11 protein-coding genes and 3 pseudogenes are annotated in these 13,412 nt (G+C 34.3%); 5 read left to right on the top strand and 9 right to left on the bottom strand.

The genetic code is table 11. From position 1 onward, the window contains the following. Positions 1 to 3: 3 nt before the first annotated feature. The 3 genes from ABWU72_RS01430 to ABWU72_RS01420 all read right to left on the bottom strand — a co-directional run bounded on the left by ABWU72_RS01430 (position 4) and on the right by ABWU72_RS01420 (position 4,131). Entirely contained in the window at positions 4 to 288 is a 285-nt protein-coding gene (locus tag ABWU72_RS01430; protein ID WP_155969345.1) for a BolA family protein, read from the bottom strand. Positions 289 to 358: 70 nt separating this feature from the next. After that, the gene (gene dnaK / locus ABWU72_RS01425) at positions 359 to 2,281 is read right to left on the bottom strand and encodes a molecular chaperone DnaK (RefSeq protein ID WP_174515971.1); all 1,923 of its coding nucleotides are present in this window, start codon (positions 2,279 to 2,281) and stop codon (positions 359 to 361) included. Positions 2,282 to 2,367: 86 nt separating this feature from the next. Next, a complete protein-coding gene (locus tag ABWU72_RS01420; RefSeq protein ID WP_155969341.1) occupies positions 2,368 to 4,131 on the bottom strand; it encodes a ribonuclease E/G in 1,764 nt (587 codons plus the stop codon). 149 nt (positions 4,132 to 4,280) lie between these two features. On the opposite strand from ABWU72_RS01420, the gene rpmG reads away from it, so the two are divergent. Together rpmG and ABWU72_RS01410 are read left to right on the top strand one after the other, a co-directional pair. Continuing rightward, a complete protein-coding gene (gene rpmG, locus ABWU72_RS01415; protein WP_010082633.1) occupies positions 4,281 to 4,481 on the top strand; it encodes a 50S ribosomal protein L33 in 201 nt (66 codons plus the stop codon). 25 nt (positions 4,482 to 4,506) lie between these two features. Further along, on the top strand, positions 4,507 to 4,782 hold the full coding sequence (locus tag ABWU72_RS01410; RefSeq protein ID WP_010082632.1) for a helix-turn-helix domain-containing protein: 276 nt from the start codon (positions 4,507 to 4,509) through the stop codon (positions 4,780 to 4,782). 383 nt (positions 4,783 to 5,165) lie between these two features. Here ABWU72_RS01410 and ABWU72_RS01405 read toward each other — a convergent pair whose 3' ends face one another. Beyond that, entirely contained in the window at positions 5,166 to 6,047 is an 882-nt protein-coding gene (locus tag ABWU72_RS01405; RefSeq protein ID WP_353283812.1) for a zinc ABC transporter substrate-binding protein, read from the bottom strand. Here ABWU72_RS01405 and ABWU72_RS01400 point away from each other — a divergent pair. Continuing rightward, complete coding sequence (locus tag ABWU72_RS01400) at positions 6,039 to 6,779, top strand: metal ABC transporter ATP-binding protein (RefSeq protein WP_155969337.1); 741 nt, start codon at positions 6,039 to 6,041, stop codon at positions 6,777 to 6,779. The two genes, ABWU72_RS01405 and ABWU72_RS01400, sit on opposite strands and share 9 nt — an antisense overlap. After that, the gene (ubiB, locus tag ABWU72_RS01395; RefSeq protein ID WP_155969335.1) at positions 6,776 to 8,206 is read left to right on the top strand and encodes a 2-polyprenylphenol 6-hydroxylase; all 1,431 of its coding nucleotides are present in this window, start codon (positions 6,776 to 6,778) and stop codon (positions 8,204 to 8,206) included. Before ABWU72_RS01400 ends, ubiB begins: the two co-directional genes overlap by 4 nt. A gap of 615 nt (positions 8,207 to 8,821) precedes the next feature. Here ubiB and ABWU72_RS01390 read toward each other — a convergent pair. The 5 genes and pseudogenes from ABWU72_RS01390 to ABWU72_RS01370 form a co-directional block, all read right to left on the bottom strand. Next, positions 8,822 to 9,157, bottom strand: coding sequence for a transposase (locus ABWU72_RS01390; protein ID WP_049973597.1), 336 nt, complete (start codon positions 9,155 to 9,157; stop codon positions 8,822 to 8,824). 167 nt (positions 9,158 to 9,324) lie between these two features. After that, positions 9,325 to 9,513: pseudogene (locus ABWU72_RS01385) on the bottom strand (IS630 transposase-related protein); the annotation flags it as partial. Positions 9,514 to 9,562: 49 nt separating this feature from the next. Continuing rightward, positions 9,563 to 9,664, bottom strand: coding sequence for an IS630 transposase-related protein (locus ABWU72_RS01380; RefSeq protein ID WP_353283811.1), 102 nt, complete (start codon positions 9,662 to 9,664; stop codon positions 9,563 to 9,565). 177 nt (positions 9,665 to 9,841) lie between these two features. Then, the gene (locus ABWU72_RS01375; protein ID WP_155969333.1) at positions 9,842 to 11,455 is read right to left on the bottom strand and encodes a hypothetical protein; all 1,614 of its coding nucleotides are present in this window, start codon (positions 11,453 to 11,455) and stop codon (positions 9,842 to 9,844) included. A 156-nt stretch (positions 11,456 to 11,611) separates the two neighbouring features. Next, a pseudogene (locus tag ABWU72_RS01370) lies at positions 11,612 to 12,019 on the bottom strand (IS4 family transposase); the annotation flags it as partial. Between the two features lie 216 nt (positions 12,020 to 12,235). On the opposite strand from ABWU72_RS01370, the pseudogene ABWU72_RS01365 reads away from it, so the two are divergent. Beyond that, positions 12,236 to 13,175 (top strand): annotated as a pseudogene (locus ABWU72_RS01365) (IS110 family transposase). The last annotated feature ends 237 nt before the right edge of the window (positions 13,176 to 13,412 follow it).

The following is a 13,412-nucleotide window of genomic DNA, read 5'->3' as shown; positions in this document are numbered from 1 at the left end:
TTATTATTTATTTTTTAAATTGTACTCGTTTTGCGTATACAAGTGAAGAGAAATTGCATGTATTAGCTCTATCTCACTCTTTAATAATTCATAGATCAATTTATGCCTTTTGAGAGTGTTCATTCCGATAAAGCTGTCAGATATCAATATTAGCTTGATATGTGAAGGTAGTGTTGAAGATGAAGCAAAATAATGATCAGCATGCTTTGCTGATTCATCGATAATGTTGATATCAATTACATCTATCGAATCGCGTATCTTTTCTTCTATTGTTTTAATAATATCCATAATGGTTTCTTTAAGCAACAATATGCTCCTCTTGTCATCCCAGTATCAGCTACTTGGATGACAATCGCAATTACTTATTCTCTTCTTTATTATCTATGTCTTGATAATCAGAATCTACTACTTTTTCCTCTTTATCATTTGGATTTCCTTCTGATGAAAAGCCATTTTCAGCACTATTTTGTTGAGATGCTTGATACATAGCTTCTCCAAGTTTCATAGATAATTGAGAAAGATTAGTAACTTTCTGCTGTATTGAATCAGCGTCATCAATGTTATCAGATTTACTAACTTCTTTTAATTCGTTAACTGCATTTTCAATAGCAGATCTATCTTCTGGTGAAACTTTATCACCATACTCTGTCAGAGACTTTTCTGTAGAATGGACTAAGCTATCCGCTTGATTCTTCACTTCAATAAACTTTTTGCGCTTTTCATCTTCTTGCGCTTTTTCTTCAGCTTCTTTTACCATGCGATTTATTTCATCATCAGATAAACCACCTGAAGATTGAATGCGTATTTTTTGCTCTTTTCCAGTAGCTTTATCTTTTGCAGAAACGTGTGCTATTCCATTTGCATCTATATCAAATGTCACTTCAATTTGTGGCCTTCCGCGCGGAGCAGGAGGTATCCCTTCCAAACTAAACTGACCGAGTAGCTTATTATCAACTGCCAGTTTTCTTTCACCCTGATGCACCTTAATTGTAACAGCTGTTTGGTTATCTTCTGCAGTTGAAAACACCTGAGATTTTTTAGTAGGAATTGTAGTATTACGCTCAATAAGTGGAGTGAATACTCCTCCTAGAGTTTCAATACCAAGAGAAAGTGGGGTCACATCAAGTAGTAACACATCTCTTACATCACCTTGAATGATCCCCGCCTGTATTGCAGCTCCAATTGCTACAACTTCATCAGGGTTAACTCCTCTATGTGGATCTTTGCCAAAGAATTCTTTAACTTTCTCTATGACTTTTGGCATACGAGTCATGCCACCAACAAGAACCACTTCGCCAATTTGACTAGCAGACAAACCAGCATCCTCAAGAGCTTTTTTACAAGGAGCTATAGTTCTTTCGATTAAATCATTCACTAAGCTTTCAAGTTTTGCTCTCGTTAATTTCATATTTAAGTGTTTTGGACCACTTGCATCAGCTGTAATAAACGGTAGATTTATTTCCGTTTCCATTGCACTTGATAATTCAATTTTCGCTTTTTCAGCAGCTTCTTTGATTCTTTGCATAGCCATTGGATCATTTTTCAAATCAATGCCATTACTTTTCTTGAATTCATCTAGTAAATAACTCACTACTCCATTATCAAAGTCTTCACCTCCAAGATGGGTATCACCGTTTGTTGCTTTCACTTCGAAAACTCCATCACCTATTTCAAGTATTGAAACGTCAAATGTACCACCACCAAGGTCATATACTACTATTGTGTGCCCATGTTTCTTATCAAGACCATAAGCAAGTGCTGCAGCAGTCGGTTCATTTACTATTCTGAGTACATTTAATCCGGCAATTTTTCCTGCATCTTTTGTTGCTTGACGTTGAGAGTCGTTGAAGTATGCTGGCACTGTTATCACAGCATCTTTTACTTCCTCTCCAAGATAAGCTTCTGCTGCCTCTTTCATGTTTTGTAGTATAAATGCACCAATTTGACTAGGAGAATATTCTTTATTATCAGTTGTTTTAACCCATGCATCACCACTTTTTGCTGCAAATACTTTGTATGGTACACTTAGATTTTTCATCTCAGGATCACTATATTGACGGCCTATTAATCTCTTAGTAGCAAAAAAGGTATTACTTGCATTGGTGGTTGCTTGCCTTTTTGCTGGAGCACCAATCAACCTTTCTCCTGAAGAAGTCAATGCAACTATAGATGGAGTAGTTCTTGCCCCTTCTTTATTTTCTATTACCTTTGTATCCTTGCCCTGCATTATTGCAACACAAGAATTTGTTGTTCCGAGATCTATGCCTATTGCTCTTCCCATAATGAGTACCCCATTGTAAATATTATCTGATATAAGAATATATAAGTATAGGGCTCATTAATTACAAGCCCAATTTAGGTTTCTAATTAGTTATTAGAACTTAAAAGGCGCGAAAGCCACTTAGTCAGCCAAAAATTGCCTCGTAGTTTATTTGAATTATCAGCTTCTTCATTGCTGCTATCCCCAATTTGGTATCCAGAGTTCTGTAATGGCTTATAACCGTTTAAATTAACATCATCTCCTTGTTTTAAAACAAATGTATTTACATCTAAACTGTTATCAATACTAACGTTCAATGTAATATTAAACTCTTTTTCGATTGTAGAAACTGTATTGCGTTTGTTATTAAAAATGTGCGCTATAACTGCACTGTGTGCTACTAAATCAAAAGACTTATTTCGATTCTTGTTAGCAATATGTTGTAAATCCCTTAGTATTGATGAAACAATTACTTCGTTTGATTTTACTCTTCCAGTACCTTTGCAGTGTAAACACTCTGTAGTATTAATTTCTTGTATGTTTGGTTTAATTCTTTGTCTTGAAAATACCATTAAACCAAAGTCATTTATGTAGCTAAATTGAACTTTAGCTTTATCATCTTTAAACGCTTGCTTTATAGCAGACTCAACAGCTCTGCAATACTGATATTTCAACATATCAATAAAATCGACTACTATTAATCCTGATAGGCCCCTAAGATTCACCTGTCTTGATATTTCAGGTACTGCTTCCATGTTGGTTCTATAAGCTGTTTCTTCTATGCTATCTTCTCCTGTCATCTTTCCTGAATTTACGTCTATTGAAACAAACGCCTCAGTTAAAGTTATTATCAAAGACCCACCAGATGGCAATTCTACTCTATTGCTATATAACCCAGAAATTTGATCTTCGATTCCGTAGTAAGTAAAGATCGGAGCATAACCTCTATACAATCTATAGCGCAACTTACTACCTTTTAGTGCATTGTTAGCATATTGCCTAACTGCCTCAAAAGCTTCCTTTCCAGACACTATAACTTCTATACCATCGCTACAAAAATCACGAACAGATCTCATAATTACATCTGCTTCATTGTAAATTAATGATGGAACGTTTACAGAGAAGGCATTTTTTTGAATGCTCTGCCATAATGAGGATAAGTAATTGTAATCCTGCTCAATTTCTTTCTTATTTTTTCCTGAACCAACAGTTCTTACTATTAAACCTGATCTTTTTGGCAAGTTTATTGAACTCAGTATCTCCTTTAACTGCTTTCTGACATTAGCATCTTCAATTCTGCGAGACACTCCACCTTTACTCATGGAATTTGGCATGAAAACACAGTATCTACCCACTAAAGTTATGTATGTTGTAAATGAAGCTCCTTTATTGCCTCGTTCCTCTTTAGTTAGCTGGACCAATACTTTTTGATTTACTGAAATAACATCTTGTAATTTGTATTTTTTATATAAAGGTACCTCTCTTACAAAACCACTACCTGATCCGTTGACATTCTTACTAGCTGCAGAATCTGAAGAAACATTTGCTGAGGCTTCTTCTATACAATCGTCATTTGAGTAGCCCTCAAAGATAGTTTCCTTTTCTTTTTCTGGAATGTTGAAGTAATCTAGAGATATCTCGGAAAAAGACAAAAAACCTTGCTTATTTTTCCCATATTCAATAAATACGGCTTGCAAAGAAGGCTCTATACGCTTTATATAAGCAACGTATATATTACCTCTTAATTGTTTTTTTTCCTTGAATTCTTGTTCAAATTCTACAACCTTGTTATTAATTGACAAGGCAACCCTTACCTCATTAGAACAGATAGAATTTTCTATCAATAATACCCTTTTACCACTATTTGTCACTTATTTACCGTTTGCTTTTTATTCTGAAGTTAACTTTATGCTACTTAATGCACTGTTGATTGTCAAGGATTTTGCAATCTGCATTATTCGATTGACTTTTAGTATTTTGCGTAATAAACTCGCATAGAATTTATTATATCATTATAAGTATGGCGAAAAAAAATGCTTCTTTGCTCGTTAAGTTAGTCAGCACTGCAATCAAGATAACAAAAACTGGTGAAGAAAAATCAACTGGCTATTTTTATGTAAAAAAGCGTAATCCAAAAAAGCTCACCAAAAAACTGGAGTTTAGGAAGTATGACCCAGTAGTCAGAAGGCATGTGTTATTTAAAGAAGAAAAACTAAAGTAATTTTTTTATAAGGAATTTTATTATTATGCAAAATTTACAATTAAGTTATCCTATAATAGTAGAGTTGGGGGATGTGAAAGATACAAAACTGAAATTAATAAAGGTCATTGCACAATTAATAAGTAAGAAGTACACAACACAGAAAAAAGCAGCAAACGCTCTAAAGATTGATCAACCTAAAGTATCTCAAATCAATAGGTCAAAAATCGAAGGGTTCTCCTTAGAATACTTGCTTAACTTATTGATTGTATTGGGCCAAGACATAAACGTAAGAATAAAGCATAATTCTAAACCTGCATAATATGGTATCCGTTCAGCGGAGTGGCAAAATAAGGTAGACAAGATAAATCAACCCCGGTGTCAAGCACTGGGATGACAAGGTATAAACCTTATCGTCATGCCGCCGCGAACCGTCATACCGCGATTCATTCGCGGTATCTCTAGATCCCGCTAACAAGTAGCGGGATGACGGTTATCAGGCCAGCACCCCTACGATGTCATCCCAGTCTGGGATCCAGGAATTTTATTAAGTTAGTAAGCATAAAAGTAGCCGTTTTATGTTAAAATACAACGTTTTGATGATTATGAAAAAGCTGGATTCCAGACTGGAATGACACCATTTGTTGTAAACTCACTTCTTCTTGATTTGTAGAACAATAAAACAGTAAGCTAAAAGGGAACTTATTACTCAACAAAACAAGACTTAAAATTTTGTGCAATGCTATTGATTATAGCTAGATATGCATCTTTTCCAGGCTCTATGTCTGATCCAATAGGATCAAGAACTACCATTTTTGCGTCATTAGAAAAGGCGTTAGGCTTTATGCTATCTTCCTGTGAATGAGCAAATATACATTTAACGTTTTCTTCCTTCATTATCTTTTTTAGCTTCATTAAACTCTTCATACCTATGTAAGAATCCTCTTCTATGGAAAGAATAGCGCTTGGATGATTTAGACCGAAATATTTTTCAAAATATTGATAAGCATCATGAGTAACGATGTATTTTTGATTTTTAAAATCATTCAGTTCTTTCATGATTTCTTTTACTTCTTGGTCTATTTTTTTTATAGCTTTTGTTGCATTAGAACTGTATCGATGGGAATTTCCTTTATCTATGTCAGACAATGTTGCACTTATAGAAAGTATCATGCTCTTTGCATTTTCGGGACTCAGCCACATGTGTAAATCTTTTTCATCTTGAATGTGAGTGATTTTTCTAGAAAATGAATGTGGCCGAGTAGGAAGTAGGTTGATTGCCTTTGACAATTGCACTAGTTCTTTATTATTTTTGGCGAAAGTTTGAACAAACGTCTCTAAGTTATCGTCAACATAAAATATAACGTCACTTGATTCTAAATTACTCGCATCAGATGGCTTTAATATATAATTATGTGCAGATGTTGCATAGCCAAGCAATTCCGGTTCTAAAATCCCTTCTGTAACAGAAGCTACAAGTGAGTGGATAGGTTTGATTGTAGCTACAACTTTTAAATTGGATGAAAAGGCGATATTATAGTATAGTGTAAATGAAAGTAATAGAAAAAAAGTCAGTAAATGTCTCATATAAACGTTGAGAAGAAGTTAAATTTTGTCAATAAATTGAATAATGTCAATAATCGTGTTCTAAAAATAGAAAATCTTGCTCTCGCATATGATGGTAAAAGAATCCTTGACAATATCAATATGTTCATGGAAAGAGGAGACATAATTACAATACTTGGTCCAAATGGTGGAGGTAAAACCTCTTTAGTGAAAGCAATTGCTGGTATAAATAAAAATTATACTGGAAATATTGTGTTAGCTGAGAACACAAAAATTAGCTACATGCCGCAAAATTTTAGTATTAGTAATTTGATGCCAATAACAGTTGAATATTTTCTTTTAAATAGCTCCTTGAAAAGACTAAAGAAAAATCAATCCATTATTACAGAAACGATAGAGTTGGTTGGTATCGGTAACATTTTGAAGAATCAAGTGTTAGAAATTTCTGCAGGGCAAACACAATTATTGCTACTTGCACGTTGTTTAATTGCAGAGCCTGACTTGATCATTCTAGATGAACCAGTTAGTGCAATGGATATTAACGCGCGGGCTAAATTTTATGATATTATAAATAAAATAGCAAAAAAACGATTGGTATCGATTCTTATGACTTCTCATGATCTTAACTCTGCTCTACCATCCTCAGATTACATAATTTGTATAAATAATACTATCTATTGCCAAGGCAAGCCTGATGAGATTATGAAAAATAGAACCCTAAATGAAATATTTAGCAGTTACGCAGCGAAATGATTCAAAATATTTTGCGTCTTCTGCACATAACTACGGTGCTGACGCGTTACAATATATTACCTTATTTACTTCCACCATCAAAAAAATCAATAAATAAAATACAAGGCCACAAGCTAAAGTGTGCTCTTGAAAAATTAGGTCCGGTGTTCATTAAGTTTGGGCAGTCTATCTCATCACGTACTGATGTTTTAAATGAAGATATAACAAATAACTTGTTATTGATATGTGATAGATTGCCATCGTTTTCACATAAAATAGCAGTTAAAACTATAGAAAGTGAGTTTAATTGTAAATTGAGCGACATTTTTTCAAGCTTTTCTGAAAAGCCAATTGCAGCAGCATCGATTTCTCAGGTGCATAGAGCGGTTACAACTGAGGGTAAGGAAGTTGCTGTGAAGGTTTTAAGGCCAAATATTGAGAAAACATTCTCAAGGGATATAAAAATGCTTTCTTGGCTCGCAGAAATTGCAGAAAAATTTAGCGAACAATCAAAAAGGCTGAGGCCAATTGAATTAGTTAAAACTTTTGCTGAAATTTGCCGATTAGAGTTAGATCTACGTTTTGAAGCTGCTCACTCTTCGGAACTAAAGGAAAACACAAAAAATGACAGAGGTTTTTACGTACCTGAAGTAGATTGGAATAGAACTTCGAAAAAGGTTTTAACATTAGAATGGATAGAAGCAACGCCAATATACGAAGTTGAAAAACTGAATAATCATAAGCAAATAGCTATCAATCTTATAGAATCGTTTTGTAATCAGGTATACAGGGATTGTTTTTTTCATGCTGATATGCATCCTGGAAATCTAATGGTTGATAGTAATAACAATATTATTGCTCTGGATTGTGGAATCATGGGTAGAATAGATCGTGAGACATGCTATTACGTTATAGAGATACTCAAAGGCTTTTTAAATCGGGATTATGATCACGTTGCAAAAATGCACTTTAAAGCTGGTTACGTTTCATCACAGCATAGAAATTTTGTCACAGCTTGCAGGGCAATAGGTGAACCCATTATTGGGCAGCCTATACAGAAGATTTCATTTGCTAGTTTACTTGCTCAGCTATTAAAAATAACTGGTGATTTTGATATGAAAGTTCAAACACAATTGTTATTGCTGCAGAAAACTATGATTTTACTGGAAGGGACATGTAGAAAGATCTACCCAGAAATCAATATGTGGAAAGTAGTTGAAGCGTGGATAAGCAGTCAACATGAAAGTAAAATAGGGTATAGGGAAAAAATTAGAAGTTCTTATCCTGTAAAAACAATCCAAGGGATATTTAGCCTTATAGAAAAATTAAACCTAATAGCTGATAAAAAATTAGAAAACATCCAAATTAAAAATAAATCAAATGGAAAAGTCTATTTTTTATTGTGGTTTGTAATTATAATTCTAATCGTTAAACTTTTAATTTCTTAAACTATGGGAAAAAACTGCGTCAAATCCAATTTTTATTCAACTTAATTTTTAATCTGCAGGAGCCGAGTTGAGAATGTCCAATTTTCCACTTTCTTTATGTATCTGTTCAGCAGAGTGGCAAAATAAGGTAGACGAGAAAAGACAACTATAGGAACAAATGGGTGTCAGGCCAGTGCGTGACACTGGCCTCTTGTTTCAATGTTAAACAAAATACCATAGAATTCAAAAAGACAATTCCTATTAATTTTTAATCTGCAGGAGCCGAGTTGAGAATGTCCAATTTTCCACTTTCTTTATGTATCTGTTCAGCAGAGTGGCAAAATAAGGTAGACGAGAAAAGACAACTATAGGAACAAATGGGTGTCATGCCAGTGCGTGACACTGGCCTCTTGTTTCAATGTTAAACAAAATACCATAGAATTCAAAAAGACAATTCCTAGAAAATTTCTACATCCAAAAAAGGCATAAGTTATGTTAATGCTGTTTGAATGAGATGATATAAAGATAAGCCAAATTTTTACAAAGAAAACATTTCAAGCAGCAAGACACCTTTGATTGAAAGAGAGCACCAAATTTATGGGGTGAGTAACTGCGCTATTTCAACTATAGTATTTTCTAAAACGAATGATAAACGTCTAAAATGGTATTACCAACTAAAAGGTGTAAGTCTGTACATTGATGCATTAGAGGTCTGAGGCAACTTTTGATGGTGTGCCAACAATGCTCTATCGGATTTAGATCAGGTGAATATGTTGGAAGATAAAGCAAATGACAGCCAAAAGACTCTATTAATGACTTTGTTTTGGGAGTTTTATGGAATGTAGCATTATCCATAACTATGGTTGTATCACGCTGTAATTGTGGAAGTAATCTTCGCTCTAACCATACATTAAATATATCTTTATTACACCCTCCTGTGAAGGTCATTGGTGCAATAAACTTCTCATCCACCTATTATACTCACTCTTTCCCGCTTTTTTCCTGGAACATCAGCATATATTTTTTCTCCTCTTGGAGCTCGTGCATATTCTCGGTATAGTCTATTATCAACTCCTGCTTCATCTATATATAAAATGCTACAGTGGTCTATTTTTGAGACTTTATCGATAAATTGCTGCCTATCTTCTTGATTGCGCTCTTGATAGAATGTGACTTTTTTTAAAGGTTATTTTTAGCTGTCTTAATCTATACCAAATTGCACTTATCCCAAAGCCAAGGTTTTGTTTCATTTCTGCTAGTGTGTGATCTGGGTGTTTTTTGACATATTCTTTGAGTATTTCTGGATCTATTTTTCGAATAAAACCAGTACTTTTTACCGCTTTGAGACCTTGGCCAGTAGCTTTCTTTTTTAGCCATCTATATAGTGTCTATCTCAAAAACCTCTGCAACTTCAACCTTTGACTTTCCTTTTTCTACCAAAGACACTGCTTTTTCCCTTAAATCTACACTATATAACATCGCTTTCCCTACTTTAAAAAAACATATTATACCTTTATCATTCGCTTTTGAAAATACTATAGTTAGCGGAATGACGGTTTTTCAAATTGTCGGTAAATCTAAGTCAGTTTAGCTATAATTTCCTAAATTTGCTCACAATCTCTTGACTTGACACATATGTTTTTTTCCCAAATGTTACTATCTTCCTCCTTTTCCTTTCTCAATTTGTGCAACCATTTCCTTTACATTTGCATGCGTGAGAAGGGAATTTTTGCTGATATGAGATTTTGGATCAGATTTTGCTGTTACGTGTTTCGTTGCAGATCTTTTATTCTCTGTTAGAAATGAATGAGATTGTTTTTTCTTCACACCGATATCCGCTTGTGCTGCTGGAGTGGTTTTGCTTTCAGCAAGCTGTACATTAGCATTTCCTTTTGCTTGATTTTGCTCAAATTTTTCTTTTAATGCCTTTACTTTACTGCCCATCTCGCGATTAGCTCCTCCTTTCATAGTAGCTGCTGCTACTTTTGGTATCGCCTTACCAGCAGCTTTTTGTGCTGATTTCCTATTGTCTTGATTTTCAGATTTTAGTGGTACTCTTTCAGCTGATTTTTTAAGAATTACTCCTACTACTTTTGGCTCTGTGCTTACTTTTTGATTAGCACGGCTTAGATTTTTAGGCTTTGGCGGTACTGCAGGTTTATCTTTGATTACCACTTTCGATTCTTGTCTAACTTCTTGACCAGTAGTAAACATTTTTTTTGGCACTTGCGGTGGTTTTGGTGGTACGAGGGATTGAGGTTGTTGTTTCTGCTTACGTTCTCTTTTTGCTTCTATATGTTCTTTAGGAACTGTTGCATAAATTGGCTCTTCTTTGGGCGATTTTGAACTCTGCGAATTTTCTATTAAAATTTTACTCTTCTTCTCTTGATAATTTGATATCTCTTTGTATACAGACTCTTCATTTAATGAACTTCCATAGCCTGAATCTTCTCTCTGCTCATATAAAGGATTTTCCTTTTGCTTTTTCTCTTGATAATTTGATATGTCTTCATATTCAGACCCCTGATCTAATGAACTTTCATAGCCTGAATCCTCAGAAGGATTTTCCTTAGCATCAGGCATACTAAAACTATTAGCTCCTTTTAGTAAAGAAGATGTAGACTTTGCCTTGCTTTCTCCATCTGAGGATATTTCTGATTTAAAGCGTACCTTCCTCGAATCTGGAGCAGCCGGAGGTGCTGTTGTTGGTCGCTTTATTTGCCTCATGCGATTACCACCTAATTTTTCTTTCGGCTGTTCTTCTTTTCGCAGCTCAAAAGTACCTTCCTTTTGCTTTCTACCTTCCAAACTCACTTCGTGTGATCTATCTTTTCCTTGACTCTTTTCACTTTGTTCTAAATTTAAAGAATCTTTTAAAATATTATTTTTTCTGAAATCTTTTTCTAATTGTTCCAAGAGATCAATTTTTTTTAAAATTCTTGTATACTTAGCTGCTGTTTCTAAAGTGAAACTTGACAACTCATCATTTACAAAATTACTTATACTACTGTTCTTGGTTGGAAAATTTTTTCCCAAAATTCTATTCATTAATGTTTTAAAAAGACCTAATGGCTGTTCTACATAATTGTTCAAGTCAGTATATATAACAAACTCAGCTATACCTTTTGCCTCACCTGTAAAACCTTCTAATGCATGAGATAAATCCCTTAACGTTTTGTTATATTGTTTCTCTGCATTTCCTAGCTTTACAGCTTTGATCAGAGAATCGAGATTTTTTTTATAGTTCTCACTTTTAAATGGATTATTCATACTAATTACAGCTCATTATTTATTAAAATATAGATCTAAAATATTAAGATCTAGTAAATATTACTTTTGTAATTCATGTAGAACTATAGCTATAATAAGTAAGATTCCCTACGTCATACCGCCGCGGTATCTCCAGATCCCGCTAACAACTTACTATTACCCACAAATATGAGGTTCGTGAGCAAGTCGCCATCCTTCTGCTAAATCAAAGAGACGTTTATATCCTTTCCAAAGAACATAAGGTCCTGGTTCTGGGTCATTTTTTCTTGCTAAATGGCCTCCAAGTTCATGAAACAGCTTCTTTTATGTTGGGAACTACACTTGGACATGGTTTTCTGTGTATTTTAACGTATAAAACTTTCCATTCCTCTTCAGCTAATAAGGTAGTACATGGTAATGTTGGGTTAGCTCTTGCAATTGATGTAATAAAGAAGATCCTCCAAGCAATAATACTCATAACTGTTAGATATCTCATTAGTCTTTCTGCTATTCCAAGCCTACATTCTTCAACTTTGAGACCGAATTTAAAATTTTATGTAATATCTCTATTTTCCATCTAAGGCAATTGTAAGTTAAAAACGTGATATAAAAGAGATAAGAGAGAAAGATAACCCTGCTCACTAGGAATAGCGGGCGTGCGCGACCGAAAGGAAATTGGTATTACAACCGTTGGTATCAAGGTACGCTAGCCCTATCTCTCGATACGTTTGAATAGTTGCTTGGGACATATATATGCACCCGTTTACAATCTTAAATTAACTAAAACTATCGAGGTTTATTATGGTTACATCTTATCAAAATTTTATTGGCATTGACATCGGAAAATTTAAAAATGTCGTTGCAATTCACAAACAGAAGAATGCTGTCGAATTTGATAATAATGCTTCTGGTTGGCAACAATTATTTCAAGAGTTTTCAGATATTCTACCTAATGCTTTAGTGACTTTAGAAAATACAGGGAAATATGAGCTTGGCTTATCACATTTTCTTACCGACAAAAATATTGCCGTGCATCGAGCTAATACTCGTAAAGTAAAAAGCTTTATTTTATCTCACGGAACTTTAGCAAAGTCTAGATGCAAGAGCTCTTGCTCAATATGGATTTGAACGCCATAGAACTATCTCTCTATTTGTACCTACCTCTACAGAACAATCAACTTTGGCTGCACTTTGTCAACGTCGTGATGATATTACGCAAATGAGAACTCAAGAAAAATGCAGACTTGAAGCACCGGAAAATGATCATATAAAAGAAAGCTGTCAAAAGACCATTGAGTTTTTCGATAGTCAAATAAACGAACTCAATGATACTATACAAAAGATTATTGATGAAAGCCGCGAATTACAACAACGCCAAAAAATTCTTAAAACAGTTCCTGGAATAGGTAAAAAGTTATCACAAGATTTTTTGTGTTTAATGCCAGAGCTTGGTTACTTAAACAGAAAAGAAGTAGCAAGTCTTGCCGGAGTTGCACCGCATCCAAAAGAAAGTGGTAAAGCTGTTGGTTACCGAAGGATTACAGGTGGTAGAAGTAACGTTCGTTCAAAGCTCTTTACAGCCGCTATGGCTGCTACAAGGTCGAAATCTATACTTGGCGCCTTTTATTCTAAGCTTGTTGAAAGTGGTAAGAAGAAGATGGTGGCTATAACAGCCCTAATGCGTAAAATTATAGTAATTGCTAATACAAGACTTAAAGAAGCAATTAATTTGCATACTTAAAAATCTTCACAACGGTAACTGAAATTGGCTAATGAATATGTGCGTCCACACAGACTTAAAGCACATATTCATTAGCTTAAGCAGAAATTGCTGTGGTAGCTGTTTGATATAAAATTCTATTTCTATGACAAACGGGTTTTTATTGCCCATATAATTTGCAAAATTACACAAATAAAAAAATTTTTAAAAAACATAGTTGATAGCACTGACAGAAAATATCGTGGCTATGAGCAAACG

The organism is Wolbachia endosymbiont (group A) of Lypha dubia (assembly GCF_964028575.1).
Lineage (GTDB): Bacteria > Pseudomonadota > Alphaproteobacteria > Rickettsiales > Anaplasmataceae > Wolbachia > Wolbachia pipientis.
The sequence above is the reverse complement of the archived record's forward strand: the minus strand, read 5'-3'. Positions and strand labels throughout refer to the sequence as shown.

Excerpts from the sequence above, each read along its gene's own strand:
- ABWU72_RS01430 (WP_155969345.1), bottom strand. The coding sequence starts at position 288 with ATGGATATTATTAAAACAATAGAAGAAAAGATACGCGATTCGATAGAT.
- dnaK (WP_174515971.1), bottom strand. The coding sequence starts at position 2,281 with ATGGGAAGAGCAATAGGCATAGATCTCGGAACAACAAATTCTTGTGTT.
- rpmG (WP_010082633.1), top strand. The coding sequence starts at position 4,281 with ATGGCGAAAAAAAATGCTTCTTTGCTCGTTAAGTTAGTCAGCACTGCA.
- ABWU72_RS01410 (WP_010082632.1), top strand. The coding sequence starts at position 4,507 with ATGCAAAATTTACAATTAAGTTATCCTATAATAGTAGAGTTGGGGGAT.
- ABWU72_RS01400 (WP_155969337.1), top strand. The coding sequence starts at position 6,039 with ATGTCTCATATAAACGTTGAGAAGAAGTTAAATTTTGTCAATAAATTG.
- ABWU72_RS01405 (WP_353283812.1), bottom strand. The coding sequence starts at position 6,047 with ATGAGACATTTACTGACTTTTTTTCTATTACTTTCATTTACACTATAC.
- ubiB (WP_155969335.1), top strand. The coding sequence starts at position 6,776 with ATGATTCAAAATATTTTGCGTCTTCTGCACATAACTACGGTGCTGACG.
- ABWU72_RS01380 (WP_353283811.1), bottom strand. The coding sequence starts at position 9,664 with ATGTTATATAGTGTAGATTTAAGGGAAAAAGCAGTGTCTTTGGTAGAA.
- ABWU72_RS01375 (WP_155969333.1), bottom strand. The coding sequence starts at position 11,455 with ATGAATAATCCATTTAAAAGTGAGAACTATAAAAAAAATCTCGATTCT.